The organism is Alcaligenes ammonioxydans (assembly GCF_019343455.1).
Lineage (GTDB): Bacteria > Pseudomonadota > Gammaproteobacteria > Burkholderiales > Burkholderiaceae_B > Alcaligenes > Alcaligenes ammonioxydans.
This window is the reverse complement of the sequence record NZ_CP049362.1, coordinates 1,537,953-1,556,702: the sequence shown is the minus strand read 5'-3', so window position 1 is coordinate 1,556,702 and position 18,750 is coordinate 1,537,953. Positions and strand designations below refer to the sequence as shown.

Sequence of the window (18,750 nt, the reverse complement as noted above, 5' to 3'; positions counted from 1 at the left end):
GGATCAATCAAAAATCGTAAAGCCATATGCCTATTCCACTAAAAAAGTGAAAAATCAATAACCGCATCGGCTTATTACTAGCAAACCCATTCACTTTAGCATCAATTAAAAAAATCATTAACAATTCCCATGTAAATTAGGGAAATATATTTGTTAATTCCCCACCGACAACCAAATATTTAGCCGCCTTAATTTACTTTTCATTTTTCCTTAAAAACCCTCTCAGCTGGCCCGCGTCTTAACAGCTTACTCAATGAAAACACGCAAGCACACTGCGCCCCCCGTATCAAGCGATCCTATAAAAAAAGACCGCCATAGCGGTCTTGGGTTTGCAGCCCGAACTGGAGGGGCTCTCTTTTCCCTCCAGCCTGGAGCCTAAATCACACCCCAAAAATACAGCAACGCCGGCAACAGGGCCGTTAGTACCCCTTGCACCGCAGATACCAGGCCAGTCAGCCTGGCAATAGGCTTGTTCAGAACCAGCAGCAAGAAGAACATGAACCAGAGCACAGCCCAGGACAGCCAGCTCACTACCTGCCAGTAGTCAAAAACCTGCTCGGCCACGCGCAAATTAGTCAATGCAGCCGGAACAGCTATACACGCCACCAGCAAGGAGTACCATCCCAGGGCCCGACCATCACTGCCTGTGAAGGCATTCACCCCCACCCAGAAGTAAGTCAAGGCAAACAGGCCCAGATAGACAGCTGACAAAGGGGAATAGGCAGCGCTGTTGGCGGGATTCAGGATGTGGGACATACAGATAAATCCCAGTACAGCGGTGAACAAATTAACGATGGCGGCATCTTTGGCGCTCACCAGTCTTTCCGTGTGGTGGCCTTCAGAGTAGTAGAGACGAACACCATTCACGAACAGGCACAGGCCTGCAAACGCCAGAAAAGCGGCAACTAGCATGTTGAAGTTTTCCCAAGTAGTAAATAGGCGAGCACAGAACAGGCACGCCACAAAAGATTGCACTCGGCACGGAGGCGGAGCAGATCATAGAGCGTAGCTAGCGCATCACCATGTGGGGTTTTTTATAAGCGCTATAAGAAAGAACTGTGCAGGGCTCACAGGCCTGCTCAAGCCTGCGTACCTTCTTGGCGTCGAGTTGCCATACGCACATAGACCAGCTGTGCCAGTAACTCCACCAAGGTTTGGGCCAAAATGATGGCTGGCAGCAAAGGCATGGCGCCGGGAATCGCGAGAACCAACGGCAGGACAACCAGCGAATTACGCGTGGCAGTGCTAAATGCAACGGCACGCCGCATGGGAGCTGCCAGATCCGCCAGCCGCGCCGCCGCCCAGCCAATCATCGGGGCCAGAACCGCAAATAATAGGTAAACCGGTATGATGCGCCCTATCACGTCCAGTGCGGGTTCCAATTGCGGCCAAACAGCGGCCACCACCATAAAAAGCACCGCAGCGGTGGCAGGCACAGGCGCCAAACCCAAACCAAGATGGATCTTCGCCCAAACCGCACGTTTGGCAGCGAGATACTGAGTGGCAGCCGCCAGTAGCAGCGGCATCAGAATCAGAAAGCCGAAGGCGTTCAGAAAGGGTCTGGCCTGAATAGACAACGCCAACTGCTCTCCCAAGGCCAAACGCAGGTAGGCAGGCAACAACAGCATTTGCAGAGCCAGTAATATCGGGGTAGCGGCCAAGAGTGCACGTGCATCAGCCCGGCCCATATGGGCAAAGGTCACCACATAGTCGACACACGGAGCCAGCAAAACCAGCAACACACCCAAGCGCAACAAATCGTGCTCGGGCAGCAGAGGCAACAAGGCAAATACCAGCAGAGGAATCAGAACAAAGTTGGCAATCAGCAAAACAAGCAGAAAGCGCCATTGCGTCAGCGCCTTGCCCAACTGGGCAAGGGGCACCTGCAAAAAGGTGACATACAGCATGAAGCCCAGCGCCGGATTGATCCAGTCCACTAGACTGACCGGCAACACCCAGACCTGGGAAAGACCGGCAGCAAGCACCATCACCCCAAAATAGATGGCAATTTGTCTGCTTTCCAATAGCGCTCGCACCACGCTCACACCCTCGACGTGCAACGCCGGCCGCTCACTGCCACCAAGAAATCACAGGCGGCTTTGACGCAAACGCGCCGCCGACTGACGGTTCAAATCACGGGCCTGGCGTTCGGCGTACTCACTCTCGCCCGCTTCGTAGCGACCCTCGTACATGCAGGATTCCCGGTCCCAGGTACATTCGTTAAAGAGTTTTGATACGGGGCCAGCACCGGGCTTGGGCGAAGAACATGCGGCCAGCAAAGCGGCCAAACCCAACACCGCCGCACTTTGAGTTAGTCGTCGAACCATCATTGCGTTTTCCCCACAAAAAATCTTTATTGCATTTACCGCCAATGGAAACAAAAGCCAATCGCGGACAATAGGCACACTGTACCCCGAGGCTCCAAAGCACGTCGATTCTCTTTTTCTGACAATTTGCAATTCATGACTCACGAACAATTTCTGCTTTTAGCCCAAGTCCTGAACATCATGCCAAGCGCTGAGCTGGAACAGCAGGTCCGCACTCCGAATCAGGCACGCAGCGCAGAGGCGCACAGGATGCTGACCTTGCATCACCGCATCAAGGAGGCTTATGTCATTCACCGACCCACGGCTTTCCGGGTTGTGGTCAGCCATGACGACCTGGACCGGTTTCCCGGGGCGCTGGATCTGAAACCGGACATGCACGTGCAACTGGTTTCCTACACCAGCGAACGCTATATCACGGTTCGTATCACCCAGGCGCCTGCCACCCCAAAAGCTTATTTCCGGGGCGTGGTCAGTGAGCAGAACATCAGCTACACCGTTTTTGAACAAGGTGACAGCGTGTACTTTTCCGAAGATCAGGTCCACGCGGTCCTGAACAAGTAGCACAACCCGACGGCGGCACCCCAAAAACGGTTTTTACTCCGCCCCTTTGAGGCTTAAATCGGGCAGCAGGTGCAAACCGGTACGGCGCACGAACTCTGGATAGCTGATCGGCGGCCCCGCACGGGTAGAGGCTTGGTTAGCCTGCCAATGTACCCAGGCGCGCCCTGTAGTGGCGTCGTACACCAGCTTGAACAAATGACTGGGCACGGCAACCTGATTGGCCCCGATCGTCCTGGCATTACGCTCAAAAACAGGTCCGGTAAACACATAGACTTGACCTGCCGCACGAGAGACATACTGACGCGTGTCAGCTTCGATCTTGTTCCAGGGTCCCGCGTTATGAATCTGATTTTGCGGCACCATATTGGCCAGCGAAAAGCTTTGAGCCATGCCCTGTTCGGAGGCCATGTCGCCAGCCGGTGCCATATGTCCACGTGAATAGCCCGAGCCCCGATAATCATTCAACTCAGCCCGCTCGGCCCGAGGCAAACGCGCCTCGGCGTAAAACCGGTCGGTGCGTTTGATGCCTTTGGCCGCCTGAATATGCTGTCGATTCAAGCGCTGCGCTACAAACACCGGCGTTTTGGTTTGACCGCTATGCAAGATCGCAAAAGAGCTAAAGCACAGCTCTCTTTGCGTGTAAGCCATCGGCACCACAGGTCGGGCGCCGGGAAAGAACTGTGGACAATGAGCAAAAGAAGTCTGAACATAACCATCTACAGACGCCGGCACGGGAACATGGTCCTGAGCCGTGTAGCCAGGCAAGCCCAGCGACTGCAACCAGGGCTCCACACTTTGCCAGTTCAGCCCTTGGGGATGAAGCCAGGCCGTGGCAATCCCGAAACTGGTCAGAGCGGCGGCCAGGACAGATTTCAAAAAACGAGCCGGACCCGCTCCCCCTGTTTTTTTCCTGCTGCTGCTTTTTCCTATACCGCGACCCATCTTCTTTCTGCTCATACCACTCTTGTTTTATACGTGATCGGCCTACAACATTGTGCCCACCACAGCTGTGATTATAAGCAGTCCTTTCCCATTACACGGCGCGTAGCCCCACAAGGGGCCCGTGTTCTGCGTTGAACCCCTTGGCGCAGACTATTTGCAGAGGGCACTGACCCCTACCCTCCTTGCCTGCGTCGCCGCTCTTTTACATCGCGCCCAACGCCTGCAATTCGTTCAACTCCTCCCGTAACTGCTCCAGCTCGATCCGGTCGCGCTCAAGTTTCTGCTCGAGCTTCCGAACCTTGTCGGTATCTCCCTTGCGCGTTTGTTGAGCGATTTCCTCCATCCGCTCCTGAATCTCCTCTTGCTGCTCACGGATCGCTTCCTGTGCATCTCGCAGCAGATCTTCATCCTTGCAATGCTGCTGGACCTGGGTCAAGGCGCGCTCCAAGCCGCTCTGCTTATGCACATTGCCACGCTCTCGGGCATAGTCGATCTGATTCTGAATTTCGGCCGCCCGATACTGACAGGCGGGATTATCCGCCCACACAGGCAAAGCCATGACACTTAGTACGGTGCTCAAGCACGCAGCGGCTATTCTCATCGTTTTTCTCCTGTCAATTTCATCCGCTCAGCGCACGGGCACGACCGTCTTCCGGGTGGGTATCTCCCCACCCTGCACTGCGCTCTCGTCGTTTTGTCATGAAACCATGATTAAATTCGAATGTTCCTGCGTTTATGCTATCTTTAAGTAACAAATTTATCGCAAATTGTGTCAATGAACTTACATAACTTGTCTTTGCGCATAAAACACATCAGTTACACTCGAAATCCTCATAAAGCAAATCTCTACCGTTATCGTGTTCACCCTTACCATCAGGAAACTGATCTTTTTCCTGTGCGCTGTTCTGATTGTGCTCGGACTCTTTCCCTTTGCGCACGTCAGCGAAAGTTGGCTCAACACGTCCCAGGCTTATTCTGCCTGGCGCACCAGTGTGCTTCACTCCGTCATGCCTTTGTCAGCGCTGGCCGTAGCCAGCCTGATCTGGGCAGAACGCACGCTTTCCGCCTGGCTTGCCATGGCCGTGAACACGGTTGTGTTCATTTTGGCCATTAAAAATATCTGCGATACAGCCGACCGCTTCTCCCGTGTCTGTGGCATTGATATCTCCGTCTCTTACGGGGCTATGGCGTACGGTTTGTGCCTGGCTGTCTTATGGGTGCTGTTACTGAGCTATCACCGCAAAAATCCAGGAGATCAGCAGCCCGCCGGTTCCCTGATTTAATCCCTGCAATCCCATTTTTTACGGTTAAGCCCGCCCCCAAACCCCTCGGTACACTATCATGCCCGGGCGCTGGTCCTCCTATTCTGCCTCGATACAATCAGGTGCCCAACGGGCGAACTGACAAACCTGAAGCGCGCATCTCTTTGAAGGGAAGCAAGACATGAGCCAGGCCCTTCGTGAGGCGGTCGCCAGCCTTGCGCTTAAAAAGGCCAGAAAACAGGAATCAGTGCGACGCCCAGAACCCAGAAGATCAGATTCAGGGGCACGCCTACCTTGAGAAAATCGGCAAAACGATAACCCCCGGCGCCATAGACCATGGTATTGGTCTGATACCCCACGGGCGTGGCAAAACTGGTCGAGGCGGCAAAGGTGACGGCAATCAGAAATGGAGTAGGGTCCACATCCATCATTTTGGCCGTGGACATGCCAATCGGCGTGAGCAACACCGCCGCTGCGGCATTGCTCATGAATTCGGTCAACAGCAGCGCCATCATGTACACCACCGCCAGCACGGTCAAGGGTCCAAATGACTTGACCAGACCCACCGTGTTTTCAACCAGAAACTGAGCAGCCCCTGTCTCACTCATGGCCAGGCCCAAAGGCAACAAACCGGCCATCAGGATGATGATGCGCCAGTCAATCGCGTCGTACACCTCATCCGCCTTCAGGCAGCCCGCCAGGGTCATGGCCACCGCCCCCACCAAGGAAGTAATGCTGATAGGTACCCAGCCTAGGGCGGGAATTGCAATCACCAAAGCCATGGTGAACAGCGCGAAGGGAGCGCGCCAGCCCATCTCCTTTTCCGCCTCCCGTTCAGACAGCACAATAATGTTGTTGTCCGAACGCAAGTCCGCTTTTTCAGCCGCGGGGGTCAACATCAACAAAATGTCGCCCACCTGCAAACGTACCGCCCGCAACTGCTCACGCAACACCTGACCACGACGATGTATGCCCAGCACCGTCGCATTCTTGTGCCAGCCCGGTCCCAGACTACCCAAGGTGCGCCCGCTGATTCGTGAACGGGGAGCGATCATGACTTCAGTCAACACCTGGTCCACCTGCTCAAACGACTGCTGCTCCAGCTTGAATTGCGGGTCCACTTCCAGTCCCGCCTCTTTGCGCAACTCGTCGAGTTTGGTCCAGTCACCGCGCGCCAAGAGCACATCATCCGCCTCAATCTTCTGTTCGCGCGGCCCCCACACTTTGGTATCGCCTCGTAACAGCTCCAACACGAATACCCCGTACTGCTCGCCCAGTTTGGCGTCCCCCACAGACTGCCCGATCAAAGACGAGTCGGGCATCACGCGCAGCTCGGTAATGTACTTGCCCAATTCATATTGCTCGACCAGCTCACCCGCGCGCGTGTCAGGCAATAACCAGCGTCCTATTGTCAGCAAGTAAATACAGCCTACCACCATGCAGATCACACCAAGGGCGGTGAACTCAAACATGGTAAAGCCGGGATGACCCAGATCACGGGCAATGGCATTGACCAGCAGGTTGGTGGACGTACCGACCAAGGTGCAGACCCCCGCCATTTGCGACACATAAGACAAGGGAATCAGCGCTTTGGAAGCCGACATCCCGATACGCACACTGGCAGCCATCACGATGGGAATGAACACCGCCACCACCGCGGTGTTATTGACGAACGGGGCAATCACAGCCAGAACGAGAAACAACACCAGTAAAAACTGGAACGGTGAGCGGGCCTTGCTGAGCAAATCTCCAATTCCCGAGAGTGCTCCGCTATTTTGCAGGCCCGCTGCCAGCACAAACATGGCAGCCACCGTTACGGTGGCCGGATTGCTAAACCCACCCACCGCCTGTTCAGGAGTCACCAGGCCCAGCACTGCCAAGGTGCTTAACACCAACAAGGCAATGGCATCTATTCTGAGTTTTTCGGTAGCAAACAAGACAATCGCTATTAAAGCCAGACCCAAGACCACTGCAATCTCTGTTGTCATGCTGCCCTACTCCTGTTTATTCTGTGTTGCTCAGTATAGGTAAAAATCCAGCGTCCCAAGCGCTGCATATAGCCTTACGGAACAAAAAAACACAAGTTCGCGCAGCAAAGGAATCAATGTAGAACGAGGCTTTCCTGGGCAAGTCATATAGCGAGAGCATCGCTAAGCGGTAGGCGGCACCATTGAATAACAGTGTGCGCCGATGCAGGGGTCTGCTGAGGGTCTATGTCCTGCTGGACGAACTCAAGCGACTCTGGTTCTACCGAAGATCTGCCTGGGCAAAACAAACTTGGCATCATTGTTGCGAGCAGGCCGAGCACAGTTAAATAACCCTCTTAAACACCTTCGCCCAGTGCCCGAAAGGCTATCTGCATGGCATTCTGGCCGCATGCCGACATCGCCTCAACACCAGTATCGTTGAGGGCTTCAACAACACCATCAAGCTCATTAAGCGGCGTGCCTACGCTTACCGAGTCCATGAGTTCTTCTTCCTCAACATCCGCGCCGCTTTCCCCGGTAATGCTCAATGATCCAAAAAAAAGCCCCCGGTCGCTCAGGAGTCGGGGGCCTTGTATGGATGAATACGGGAACGGAGCTCGCGCGCCGTCCCGACCACCCGGTTTAGAGCTTCAGACGCGCCCGTCCTCCTATGGTTGCGGCCAGGCTCGCCACAAACGCACCGACCAGCAACGAGGCAAAGGCCCATAAGGCAAAGGCGGCAGCGGCCTTGCGAGCAGCATCTGCCGCTTCACGCGCCTGTTGTTCCAGCTTTTCGGCCGCCTCCTTGGCTTGCTGCTGCACCGAATCCAGACGCTCTTTGGCCTGCTCGGGCGTCAAACCACTACGATTGGCAATCAGCTTCAGCAAATAGTCCTGATCCTGCTGAGACACCTGACCTTCGGCCAGGCTGCGAGCCAGAATACGACTGACCTCACGCTCTGGATTGGCCGTTTGCGCCGGTGCATTAGCCGGATCAGCAGGACGCAGCAAGCTATCGGCAAAGTAACCCAGGCCAGGCCCCTGCATCTGATCCTTACCCGCCTGCCCCACCACCGCCGAGGCAGCGCCTACCCCAGCCCCGGCCAGATTGGCGCCGGCTTGAGCGGTGCCCGACACCAGCGATGCCACCCCAGAACCCAGCAGAAACACACTGACGACGGCACTGACAGCCCAGACCAGGAAACCGTGTGCCGTATCGCGAAAATGGACTTCGTCACCATGCACACCCGTCCAATTGGTGCGCAGGCGACCGGTTATATAGCCCGCCATCCCGTAAGCAATGATCTGTGTAAGGAACAACCAGACAATTGTGCCGATAGCGATCGTGGTGCCCGAGGCCCCATCATTGTTCCAAGGAGAGATCGCCATGAATCCCAGACCCGTCCCGCCCACCAGCAAGGTCACGGTCATGGCAGCGGCGATGACGGCCCCTCCAATGACGGCGCCCCACGATACCGCTGAATGCGAGGACTCCGCTACGGCGTGCGTACCCAAACCTGCATCTGAACCAAATTGCGTTGTAGCCATGATGATTCCTTATTCCGGATTGTGATCGCAAGCACCTCAGTGCCAGAACAAAGCCAACAAAATGATGATAGGGATAGGTACACCCAAGAGCCATAAAAGAATTGATCTCATAACCCCTCCATTCGAATGAGACATTAAAAGCAAAATGCTATTAACAACACTGTCTTCGTCGTCATTCTAGGCAGATAAAAAACCCCTACATCTTATAAAATGTAAAAAACGAAACCAATTCGATTTGCACGGGGAACGCAAGGTCATTGCTCTGTAAAACCCTGACATGTCCCTTTTGCAAAAAGCTTGCAAGCCTTTTTTGACGTGCCACACAGAGCAAGATCGGATATCCGGTAAGCTCAACTATCAGGCGACATCCTTGTGCTTCGTGAAAAACTCTTGATGGGTGGCTAATACCAACTCCGCTTTTCATACTTATTTTTTAGTCTTTGGAAATATTTATTTACGCACACAGCATAGATAAATAACCCCCACCAGCACCAATGAAATAACTGAAATAAGCGAAAATGGCGAGTCAATAAAAAATTATCGGAAAACAAGAATGAAAAAACTCAAAAAATAATCTCAGAAGAATGTCTGCACTCCTCCCGGTAAACCTGCCATCAGGTTCAAGCTTTTTCTTATCCACCAAGCCCGGCAACGCGCACACGACTCCAGCCAGAGCCCAGAACGGCCGCATCAGACCCTCAAAAGCACTACAGAAAGCCATAAAACCGTACCTGGATGGGGCAGACTCGGTTATCCTGTTGCCTCCATTCAAGCTCGGCCGCTGCGGTGGTAAGCCGCGCATCATGCGCCTTCTGTATCCCGATACTGCCAATGACGGCCTGAATTCACACAGAGCCTAGCCTATGAGCGACCTCCAAAGTCTGATCGAATCGGCGTGGGAACAGCGAGCTTCCCTCTCCCCCCAAGAACACAGCATTGAACTGCGCACGGCCATCCATACCGTGATTGAAAAGCTGGATTACGGTTCCCTGCGCGTGGCGGAAAAGATTGACGGACAATGGCAGGTCAATGACTGGGTCAAGAAAGCAATTCTCCTGTCTTTCAGAATCAAGGAAAACCGCGTCATGGCTGGCGAGCCCGCTCCCTTCTATGACAAGGTGCCTTTGAAGTTTGAGCAACATGACCAGGCCGCCTTTGCCCAAGCCGGTTTTCGCGCCGTCCCCGGCGCCGTCGTACGCCAAGGTGCCTATATCGCCCCCGACGTAGTGCTGATGCCCTCTTTCGTGAATATCGGCGCCTATGTCGGGGAAGGGACCATGGTCGATACCTGGGCCACCGTCGGCTCCTGCGCCCAGATTGGCAAGCATGTCCATCTGTCAGGGGGCGTAGGGATTGGCGGAGTCCTGGAACCTTTGCAGGCCAATCCCACCATTATCGAGGACAACTGCTTTATCGGCGCCCGCTCTGAAGTGGTGGAAGGCGTAATCGTAGAAGAAAATTCGGTGCTGGCCATGGGCGTATTCCTGTCGCAAAGCACCAAGATCTACGAGCGCGAAACGGGCAAAATTTATCAAGGCCGCGTGCCTGCCGGCTCGGTCGTCGTGCCGGGTTCGCTGCCCTCGCCCGATGGCCTGTACAGCCTGGCCTGCGCCATCATCGTCAAGCGTGTGGATGCCCGTACCCGCGCCAAAACCAGTATTAACGATTTACTTCGCGCCTGAACATGAGCACTGACAATTCTGTACTTGATACCCTTAAAGCCTTGATTGCCCGTCCCTCAGTCACCCCCGAGGACGCACACTGTCAACAATGGCTGGGTGCCCGCCTGGAGCAAGCTGGCTTTAAGCTGGAACATTTGCCCAGCGGCCCGGTCTCGAACCTGTGGGCCCGCCGTGGCACCCAGGCCCCCCTGTTTGTTTTTGCAGGCCACACAGATGTGGTGCCTACCGGGCCGGAAGCGGCCTGGGATTCGCCCCCCTTCGAGCCTACCGTGCGCGATGGTCAGCTGTATGGCCGCGGTGCCGCAGACATGAAGGCCTCAATTGCGGCCTTCCTTCATGCCGTCGAGGAGTTCACCACCGCCCATCCTGCACACAAAGGCTCGATCGCATTGCTGCTGACCTCGGATGAAGAAGGTCCGGCTATCGATGGCACCGTACATGTTTGCCGTGTTCTCCAAGAGCGCGACGAACAGCTGGACTACTGCATTGTGGGCGAACCCACCTGCTCGCGCCAACTGGGCGACACCATCAAAAATGGCCGTCGCGGCTCGCTGTCAGGCCACCTGATCGTCAAGGGCCGCCAAGGCCATGTGGCCTACCCGCAATTGGCCATCAACCCGCTGCATGTGTTCGCTCCTGCACTGCATGAACTGACCGATCGCATGTGGGACGCTGGCAATATCGATTTCCCCCCCACCAGCTTCCAGATCTCCAACATCCACGCCGGAACTGGCGCCAGCAATGTGATTCCCGGCCAGTTGGATGTCCACTTCAATTTTCGCTTTTCTACTGAGCAGACTCCTGCCGGTCTACAGGCGGAAGTGGAGTCCATCTTGCGCCGTCACGGCGTGGATTTCCAGCTCACCTGGACCTTGGGCGGCGAGCCTTTCCTGACAGAGGCCGGCCCTCTGAGCCAGGCCCTGGCCAAGGCCATTGAAGCTGAAACCGGTCTGGAAACGGATCTGTCCACCACCGGTGGCACCTCAGATGGTCGCTTTATCGCTAAAATCTGCCCTCAAGTGGTCGAATTTGGCCCGCTCAACGCCAGCATTCATCAAATCAACGAGCATGTTGCCATTGCTGATCTTGAGCCTCTTAAAAACATTTATCGCCGTACATTGGAATCCCTGCTTTGTTAAGCCCTTGCATCGATCATTCCTCCCTGCTCCACGCCCAGCAGGAGCTGCGCACCGTGCGCGACTTGTTGCGCTGGTCCGTGAGCCAATTCAACCGCTGTGAACTGGCCTTCGGCCACGGCAGTGACAATGCCTGGGACGAGGCTGCCTATCTGCTGCTGCATACCTTGCACCTGCCGCTGGACACGCTGGACCCCTATCTGGATGCCATTGTTCTGGAGTCCGAGCGCGCTGCCTATCTGGCCCTGATCGCCCGTCGCTGCAATGAGCGTGTTCCCGCAGCCTACTTGACGGGTGAGGCCTGGCTGCAAGGTCATCGCTTCCGTGTCACGCCCGACACCATCGTACCGCGCTCTCCGATAGCCGAGTTGCTGGCCGAGCAGCTCCAGCCCTGGATTGCCGACCCCGATGCCATCTACAGCGCCTTGGATTTATGTACCGGTTCGGGTTGCTTGGCTATCTTGACGGCACTGGCATTCCCCCAGGCGCAGGTCGATGCCGTCGATCTGTCCGACGCCGCGCTGGAAGTGGCCCAGTCAAATATTGATGCCTTCGGTCTGAACGATCGCATGAGCCTGTTCAAGAGCGATCTGCTCGACCAGGTGCCGCAAACCGCCTATGACCTGATCATTTGCAATCCGCCGTATGTGAATGAGCAGTCCATGCAGAACCTGCCGCAGGAATACCGTCACGAGCCTCAACTGGCCCTGGCGGGAGGCGATGACGGCATGGATCTGGTGCGGCGCATTCTGGAAGCCGCGCCCAATTACCTCTCCCCCGAAGGCGTGCTGGTATTGGAAATTGGCAATGAGTATGACAACTTTGTTGCCGCCTTCCCGGAGCTGGAACCGATCTGGCTAAGCACGGAAACCGCTGAAGACCAGATTCTCCTGTTAAGCCGGGAGCAGTTGGCCCCGTGATACGCGCTACTGGAATTACGCTGCGTCGCGGCGTCAAAGTCCTGCTGGACAATACCGATTTCATCGTTAACCCAGGCGAGCGTCTGGGTATCGTGGGCAAGAACGGCGCAGGCAAGTCCTCGCTGTTCGCTTTGCTGCAAGGCGAGCTGGACCTGGACGGGGGCGACCTGAGCATTCCTGAGGTCTGGGAAGTGGCCAGTGTGCGCCAGACCATCCCGGACCGTGACCGCCCCGCCCGCGAATTCGTTATCGATGGTGACGAACGTCTGCGAGCCTTGCAGGAACAGCGTGCCAATACCCCTGACAGCGACGGCCAGACCATTGCTGAGCTGGAAAATGCGCTGATCGAGGCCGATGCCTGGTCGGCTCCCTCGCGTGCCGAGCAACTGCTGGCAGGGCTGGGTTTCCGTCCCGATCAGTGGATGCTGCCGGTACGCGAGTTCTCCGGCGGCTGGCAAATGCGCTTGTCACTGGCACGCGCATTGATGGCCCCCTCGGACCTGCTCTTGCTCGACGAGCCCACCAACCACCTGGATCTGGACGCCATGCTCTGGCTGGAGCGCTGGTTGGGTTCTTATCCCGGCACTGTCTTGCTGATTTCGCATGACACCGAATTTCTGGATGCAGTGGCTCGTTCGATTCTGCACGTAGACCAAGGCAAACTGGTTCGCTACAAGGGTGGCTATAACGACTTTCTGATGCAACGCGCCGAACGCGTACAGCAAAGTCAGATTGCGTACGAACGCCAGACTCGTGAAGCCGCCCGTCTGCAAAGCTTTATTGACCGCTTCAAGGCTCAGGCCACCAAGGCCAAGCAGGCGCAAAGCCGGGTCAAGGCCCTGGCACGCATGCAAACCTTGACACCCTTGCGTGACGACTCCAGCGTATCGATTCGCCTGCCCTCACCGGAGTACACCCCTGACCCACTGCTGACGCTGGATCGGGCCGACCTGGGCTACCCTGGACAAGACAAGCCTATTTTGAGCCAGGTACGTCTGATGGTGCGGGGCGGCGCCCGGGTGGGTATTTTGGGGATGAACGGTGCGGGCAAGTCCACGCTGGTCAAAACCCTGGCCGGCAAGCTGGCTCCCGTCACAGGCGAACGCCTGGAATCCAAGGGGCTCGTGATTGGTTACTTTGCCCAGCACCAGCTCGATTCCATTGATCCCGACTCGACTCCCTTGCAGCATCTGGCGCGGCTGGCACCAGATGTGCGCGAGCAGGAGCTGCGCAACTACCTCGGCTCCTTCGGCTTTAGCGGTGATATGGTCACCAGCCTGACCGCCCCCTTTTCGGGTGGTGAAAAGGCGCGTCTGGCCCTGTCCCTGATTGTTTGGCAAAAACCTAACCTGCTTCTGCTGGACGAGCCCACCAACCACTTGGATGTGGATACCCGTGAAGCCCTGGCGACGGCCTTGGCTGATTACGGTGGCAGCGTGCTGCTGGTATCGCACGATCGCCATTTGTTGCGTTCTACCGTTGATTCTTTCTGGATCGTGGCCGATGGCCAGGTTCAGGAGTTTGATGGCGACCTGGAAGACTACCGCGACTGGCTACTGGCCCGCAGTGCGCAATCACGTTCGGAAGCGCGTCAAGAAGCACGAGCGAACGATAACGGCAATGAGGGCACCGACCGCAAGACCCAACGCAGGCAGGAAGCGGAATTACGCCAACGCCAGGCACAGCAACGCAAACCCTTGGAAAGCCGCTTGAAAAAAGTGGAAGCCGGAATGGAAAAAACCCAGCAACGTCTGCACGAGCTGGATACCTTGATGCAGGACCCGGACTTCTATTCAGACAGCTACAAGGATCAACGCCCCGCCCTGATGAGCGAGCATGGCGAGCTGAGCAAAACGCACCAAGCCCTGGAAGAAGAATGGCTGGAGATTCAGGAAGCCCTGGAGGAAATCGGGCGGCAGGCTTGAATCGACCTGATCGATAAGGGCTTTGCCCCTGCGACATTGCTGGCGACGCAAACAGAGCCAGCACGCCCCACCACGTACCTTTATGCCCTCAACCGACCACATCAGAACTTGACCATGCACCTTGCAACACAGGATTTTCCCCGTATCTGGATCTCGAACGACTCTCCTTCCAACTGGAAAGAGCAACTGGAAGCCTTGCTGGAACAGGGTCAGCGCTTTGTGCTGCTGACACGCGAGCTTCCGGGAGCTGCGTCAGACGGACCTGACAATGACGCAGAAGCATTTTCTCAATGGATCAAAGACAATCGCGATCGTCTACGCCTGTGCTGCGCGGCCAGCCTGGTGGTCGTGAACAATGCCTTGATGGCCTTTTCCCTGAATGCATTCGTCGCCCCGCTGAGCAAGAAACTGGGTTTTCCTGTTCGTGTCGTACATGAGGATGAGCTCGATTCGCAAGTCACCGCTTATTTGCAGGCCACTCCCGCCCTGGAAAACAGCTAAACCGCCGCGCCGCCAAACCCTACTCATCCTGCCCACAACAGCCCATCAGGCAGATGGTGTCCGCCATCTGCATCTCTGTGCTCAAAAGCCTACATCCGCACCCGATCCTCGCCCCCCGCACACAATGACACCGCCCAACGTGCAACTTTATGCGCATAATGCTGTCCATTGTCCTTTCTGATTCTGGCTGTAACCCGTTTGAATCTCTCCCATTCCTCCTCGAACTTGCCGCCCGTGCTGGCCGGCCCTATTTTGCGTCGTCTCGATGCGCAACGTCTGAATTTGTGGCTGGTTGGCAGCTCAGCCCTGTCGCTGGAACTGCTTCTGGAACCGCAAGGCGCCCATGCCCATCGCATTGCACTGGATGCCGGGCAATGCCGTATCGTGCCCATTGGCAAGCACGCCTTTATCCACTTCATTGATGTGCAGCTTGCCGACCCGCTGCCCCTGGATACGCTTGTTTTCTACGACCTGATTCTGCACTCAGCGTGTGAAACGGAGCAAACCATCGCAGATTGGGCCCCTCACCTGCTGCATCAAGGCCAAACCCGACCCAGCCTGGTGCTGTCCAGCCGCGCTGACAATCTGATGTTTGGCTCTTGCCGCAAGCCGCATCACGCGTCCCGCGACGGCTTAGCACAAGCCGACCGGGTCTTGAGCGAACATATCAGCCACGCCGATATGCGGCCCGCTTTACTGATGCTGGCTGGCGATCAGATCTATGCCGACGATGTGGCAGGCCCAATGCTGGCAGCCATCCATGCACTGATTGAACGCTTGGGATTGTTCGGGGAATATCTGGAAGGCGCGGTCGTGTCCGACAGCGAATCTCTTTACCGCCACCCTGCCAGCTATTATCGGCGGGCTGATCTGCTGCCTGCCTTCAAGTCCAATGAAGATTTGCGCGAGCGCTTCTTCGGCGGTGTGGAAAAACCCATTTTCACTACCGCCAATGCACACAATCACCTGGTGACATTGGCCGAAGTCCTGGCCATGTACTTGCTGGTCTGGTCCCCCACTGCCTGGCAAATCATTGGCGAGCCCACTCCGCCAGAGCTCTCCGCTGAGCACCAGCAGCGCTGGCAACGTGAATCGCTTGCCTTAGAAGGTTTTCGTCAGGACCTGCCCCAAGCGGCACGCTTGCTGGCGCATGTACAGACACTGATGATTTTTGATGACCACGACATTACCGATGACTGGAACCTGTCGGCCAAATGGGAAAGCACGGCCTACGGCCACCCTTTTTCTCGTCAGATCGTGGGCAATGCGCTGGTGGCGTATATGTTGTGTCAGGCCTGGGGCAACCGTCCTGATGTCTTTGAGCCCGTTCTGAACACCGTCAACGCCTGGACACGTTCACCAGACGAGCATCATCGCCTGGACCATGCGACCCAGGACGCCCTGATCAAAGAGCTGCTGGATTTCCGTCAATGGGACTATGTGCTGCGCACTCAGCCTACGCTGATCGTACTGGACACCCGTACACGCCGCTGGCACAACCGCCGCTTGCCCAGCCGTCCTTCCGGCCTGATGGATTGGGAATCCCTGACCGAGCTACAGCACGAGTTGCTGGATGAACGCGCTGCGGTCATTGTCTCGCCCACCCCTATGTTTGGCGTCAAACTGATTGAGGTCATACAAAGAATCTGCACGTACGCCGGTTTTGCGCTGACAGTAGATGCGGAAAACTGGATGGCCCACCGCGGAGCCGCCAACACCATGCTCAATATTTTCCGGCATTCACGCACGCCGGGCAATTACGTCATTTTGTCCGGTGATGTGCATTATTCATTTGTCTACGACGTGCAGGTGCGCCATAGCAAACATATCCCGCATATCTGGCAGGTCACCAGCAGCGGCATTAAAAATGAATTTCCGGAAGGTTTGCTCAACTGGCTGGATCGGCTCAACCGTTGGCTTTACTCGCCCCGCTCGCCGCTGAATTGGTTTACGCAACGGCGTGACTTGAGCATCACACCCCGCCTGCCCGATCAACGCCAGCATGGTGAGCGCGTCTGGAATGGGTCAGGGCTGGGCCAAATCTGGCTGGACGATCAAGGTCGTCCAGCGCGCGTACTCCATCACAATGCCAACAAAAAACCGCCTACCGAATTTCTGCCTCCTGAACAGGAGACTGAACGGTAAGGCGGCCAGATCTGCCCCAAGGGGCAATCGCAGGTTTTACTGTCCTGCTACGGAACTGACGTAGGTCGCGATGGCGTCGCGCTCTTCATCGCTCAAGGTCTGCGCGAACGAGGGCATGGCACCCATACCCTCTTTCATGACTTTCAGGATTTGCTCTTTCGAGGGCTGCAACTCATCCAGATCAGGGCCGATGGCACCGGCAGAACCGGCATCGGCCAAGGTATGACAAACCGCACAGGCAATAGGTTTGGCACCGCTGCTAAACAGAACTTTGCCTTGCTCATCTGCATGGGCCTGACCTGCAACAGCAAACAAACAGGCAGCAGCAACAACGAGGTATTTCTTCATGATTTCCTTCCGAACCCACCCCGACGTGTCGGGGTGGCTACAACATTTAATACTTAAACAACGGTGACCGCCAACATGTGGTCACGCCAACTATTATTCAAATAGCCATGGCTGTTAGCCACGCGCTCCTCAGGTTGAACCGTGCCGGCTTCACTGGTCGCGCGGCTGGCGATTTCATATTGACCAGGCTTCAGGTCCATGCCCACCACAAACTGGCGCCAGGCATACTTGCCCAGGTCCGGGCCAACGAACTGGGCCTTGACCCAGTTCTTGCCGCCGTCCACCGTCACTTCCACCTCCTTGGCAGCGGACATGCCGCCAAAGGCCAGGCCTTGAATCTGTACGAGTCCTGCCTTGAGGTCTTCGCCAGGCTCGCCGTTCGGGCTGGTGATCCAGGACTTGACCGGCATTTCCCACACCGATTCCTGATTCACATTGGTCTTTTCGCCCATAGGCGTCATGCGGTAGCTGTTTTGCTGAATGCTGGCAGCCGACTGGTCCTTGCTAAAGGCCAGTTGCTTGATGTATTTGACATTATTGACGCCCGTGTAACCCGGCACGATCAAACGCAATGGGCCACCGTGAGCCAGGGGAATGGGCTGACCATTGATCTCCCAGGCCAAAATAGCGTCATCAATCGCTTCCAGCGGCAGTGAACGCTCCACCATGATGGTATTGGGGTCCAGGCCTTCTGGAATATCCTCCCCACCGGTACCCGTCATGTACTTAGCGCCGGCGTCCATTCCGCCGGTAGCTTCCAGCACAGCCTTGACAGGTACGCCCGAGAACACGACACAGCCTGCTGCACCCACGGTCCACTTGGTGCCGCTGGGTTTTTCAGGAAAGTAGGCACGGCCGTTACCCGAGCACTGCAGCACCATCGGCACGGCAACCAGACCCAGACGCTTGAGCTGGGCCACGGTCATGTCCTGTGGGTTCTTCACCCCCTTGATGGACAATACCCAGGCATCCGGATCAGCCACGATCTGCTCGGACGGAGGGGCTACATTATTGCGTACGAACAAGCGATCCAGCGGTGTAATCAAACCGGAGCCAAAGGCGCTGCGTTTGGTTTCAATCGTATTGGCGCTATGCACGATCAAACTGTCGGCATGTTTCCAGGACGCATAGGCCGGCAGAGCTTTCGCTTGCGTTTTAGCCTTTTCCTGAGCCAGAGCGGCTGACAAAGGGGTCAGACTTGCGGTACCAGCCAGGGCCATCACCCCGCCTGTCGACAAAAGCATGCGCCGACGTGAAAGATTGCTAGGTTCCATGATCGCCTCCATGTATGTTTGTTACTGTAATTAATTTAGGCTTCGATTTTATGGGGGCACCCATTTTATAACTAGAAAATATAACCCTTATATATAACGCTTGGATTGAGATTTAAGGGCAAGGACGAACGCGCGGAAACCCGCGCTAAACAAGGTTCTTTAGAAAATCGAGCAGTCGTTCATCCGTCCGAGGAAGAAGGCTAGACTTTTAT

General features: G+C 56.0%; 17 protein-coding genes and 1 pseudogene. 9 read left to right on the top strand and 9 right to left on the bottom strand.

Annotation, left to right across the window (positions count from 1 at the left end; translation table 11 throughout):
• Positions 1–375: 375 nt before the first annotated feature.
• The 3 genes from FE795_RS07050 to FE795_RS07040 all read right to left on the bottom strand — a co-directional run bounded on the left by FE795_RS07050 (position 376) and on the right by FE795_RS07040 (position 2,330).
• Positions 376–912, bottom strand: coding sequence for an AmiS/UreI family transporter (locus tag FE795_RS07050; protein WP_219235947.1), 537 nt, complete (start codon positions 910–912; stop codon positions 376–378).
• 167 nt (positions 913–1,079) lie between these two features.
• On the bottom strand, positions 1,080–2,045 hold the full coding sequence (locus FE795_RS07045) for a bile acid:sodium symporter (RefSeq protein ID WP_219235946.1): 966 nt from the start codon (positions 2,043–2,045) through the stop codon (positions 1,080–1,082).
• A gap of 42 nt (positions 2,046–2,087) precedes the next feature.
• On the bottom strand, positions 2,088–2,330 hold the full coding sequence (locus tag FE795_RS07040) for a hypothetical protein (protein ID WP_003801413.1): 243 nt from the start codon (positions 2,328–2,330) through the stop codon (positions 2,088–2,090).
• Positions 2,331–2,462: 132 nt separating this feature from the next.
• On the opposite strand from FE795_RS07040, the gene FE795_RS07035 reads away from it, so the two are divergent.
• Complete coding sequence (locus FE795_RS07035) at positions 2,463–2,888, top strand: hypothetical protein (RefSeq protein ID WP_219235944.1); 426 nt, start codon at positions 2,463–2,465, stop codon at positions 2,886–2,888.
• 33 nt (positions 2,889–2,921) lie between these two features.
• Here the strand turns inward: FE795_RS07035 and FE795_RS07030 are convergent, their stop codons facing one another.
• Both FE795_RS07030 and FE795_RS07025 read right to left on the bottom strand, forming a co-directional pair.
• Positions 2,922–3,830 (bottom strand): DNA/RNA non-specific endonuclease, encoded by a 909-nt coding sequence (locus tag FE795_RS07030; protein ID WP_003801417.1) that lies wholly within the window; start codon positions 3,828–3,830, stop codon positions 2,922–2,924.
• Between the two features lie 202 nt (positions 3,831–4,032).
• Positions 4,033–4,431: a DUF1090 domain-containing protein gene (locus tag FE795_RS07025; protein WP_219235942.1), complete on the bottom strand. Its 399-nt coding sequence runs from the start codon at positions 4,429–4,431 to the stop codon at positions 4,033–4,035.
• Positions 4,432–4,687: 256 nt separating this feature from the next.
• Here FE795_RS07025 and FE795_RS07020 point away from each other — a divergent pair, with 256 nt between their 5' ends.
• Positions 4,688–5,113, top strand: a complete 426-nt coding sequence (locus tag FE795_RS07020) for a DUF202 domain-containing protein (RefSeq protein WP_003801422.1) — start codon at positions 4,688–4,690, stop codon at positions 5,111–5,113.
• 200 nt (positions 5,114–5,313) lie between these two features.
• Here FE795_RS07020 and FE795_RS07015 read toward each other — a convergent pair whose 3' ends face one another.
• Positions 5,314–7,080 carry an SLC13 family permease gene (locus tag FE795_RS07015; RefSeq protein ID WP_003801424.1) on the bottom strand — a complete coding sequence of 589 codons (1,767 nt, stop codon included), beginning with the start codon at positions 7,078–7,080 and terminating at the stop codon, positions 5,314–5,316.
• 206 nt (positions 7,081–7,286) lie between these two features.
• Between FE795_RS07015 and FE795_RS17245 the strand changes: the two are divergent.
• Positions 7,287–7,610, top strand: a pseudogene (locus FE795_RS17245) (transposase); the annotation flags it as partial.
• Between the two features lie 91 nt (positions 7,611–7,701).
• Here the strand turns inward: FE795_RS17245 and FE795_RS07005 are convergent.
• Positions 7,702–8,607, bottom strand: a complete 906-nt coding sequence (locus FE795_RS07005) for a hypothetical protein (protein WP_003801428.1) — start codon at positions 8,605–8,607, stop codon at positions 7,702–7,704.
• Positions 8,608–9,470: 863 nt separating this feature from the next.
• On the opposite strand from FE795_RS07005, the gene dapD reads away from it, so the two are divergent.
• The 6 genes from dapD to FE795_RS06975 all read left to right on the top strand — a co-directional run bounded on the left by dapD (position 9,471) and on the right by FE795_RS06975 (position 16,916).
• A complete protein-coding gene (gene dapD / locus FE795_RS07000; protein WP_003801431.1) occupies positions 9,471–10,289 on the top strand; it encodes a 2,3,4,5-tetrahydropyridine-2,6-dicarboxylate N-succinyltransferase in 819 nt (272 codons plus the stop codon).
• A 2-nt stretch (positions 10,290–10,291) separates the two neighbouring features.
• Complete coding sequence (dapE, locus tag FE795_RS06995) at positions 10,292–11,428, top strand: succinyl-diaminopimelate desuccinylase (protein WP_003801435.1); 1,137 nt, start codon at positions 10,292–10,294, stop codon at positions 11,426–11,428.
• The gene (gene prmB, locus FE795_RS06990) at positions 11,422–12,345 is read left to right on the top strand and encodes a 50S ribosomal protein L3 N(5)-glutamine methyltransferase (RefSeq protein ID WP_003801437.1); all 924 of its coding nucleotides are present in this window, start codon (positions 11,422–11,424) and stop codon (positions 12,343–12,345) included. Before dapE ends, prmB begins: the two co-directional genes overlap by 7 nt.
• Positions 12,342–14,270, top strand: coding sequence for an ABC-F family ATP-binding cassette domain-containing protein (locus FE795_RS06985; protein WP_003801439.1), 1,929 nt, complete (start codon positions 12,342–12,344; stop codon positions 14,268–14,270). The genes prmB and FE795_RS06985 overlap by 4 nt, the downstream gene beginning before the upstream one ends.
• A gap of 114 nt (positions 14,271–14,384) precedes the next feature.
• Positions 14,385–14,771, top strand: coding sequence for a hypothetical protein (locus tag FE795_RS06980; protein ID WP_219235940.1), 387 nt, complete (start codon positions 14,385–14,387; stop codon positions 14,769–14,771).
• A gap of 198 nt (positions 14,772–14,969) precedes the next feature.
• Complete coding sequence (locus FE795_RS06975) at positions 14,970–16,916, top strand: alkaline phosphatase D family protein (protein ID WP_230406286.1); 1,947 nt, start codon at positions 14,970–14,972, stop codon at positions 16,914–16,916.
• A gap of 36 nt (positions 16,917–16,952) precedes the next feature.
• Here the strand turns inward: FE795_RS06975 and sorU are convergent, their stop codons facing one another.
• Both sorU and sorT read right to left on the bottom strand, forming a co-directional pair.
• Positions 16,953–17,264: a SorU family sulfite dehydrogenase c-type cytochrome subunit gene (sorU, locus tag FE795_RS06970; protein WP_003801444.1), complete on the bottom strand. Its 312-nt coding sequence runs from the start codon at positions 17,262–17,264 to the stop codon at positions 16,953–16,955.
• A gap of 53 nt (positions 17,265–17,317) precedes the next feature.
• Positions 17,318–18,538, bottom strand: a complete 1,221-nt coding sequence (gene sorT / locus FE795_RS06965) for a SorT family sulfite dehydrogenase catalytic subunit (RefSeq protein ID WP_193353490.1) — start codon at positions 18,536–18,538, stop codon at positions 17,318–17,320.
• Positions 18,539–18,750: the final 212 nt, after the last annotated feature.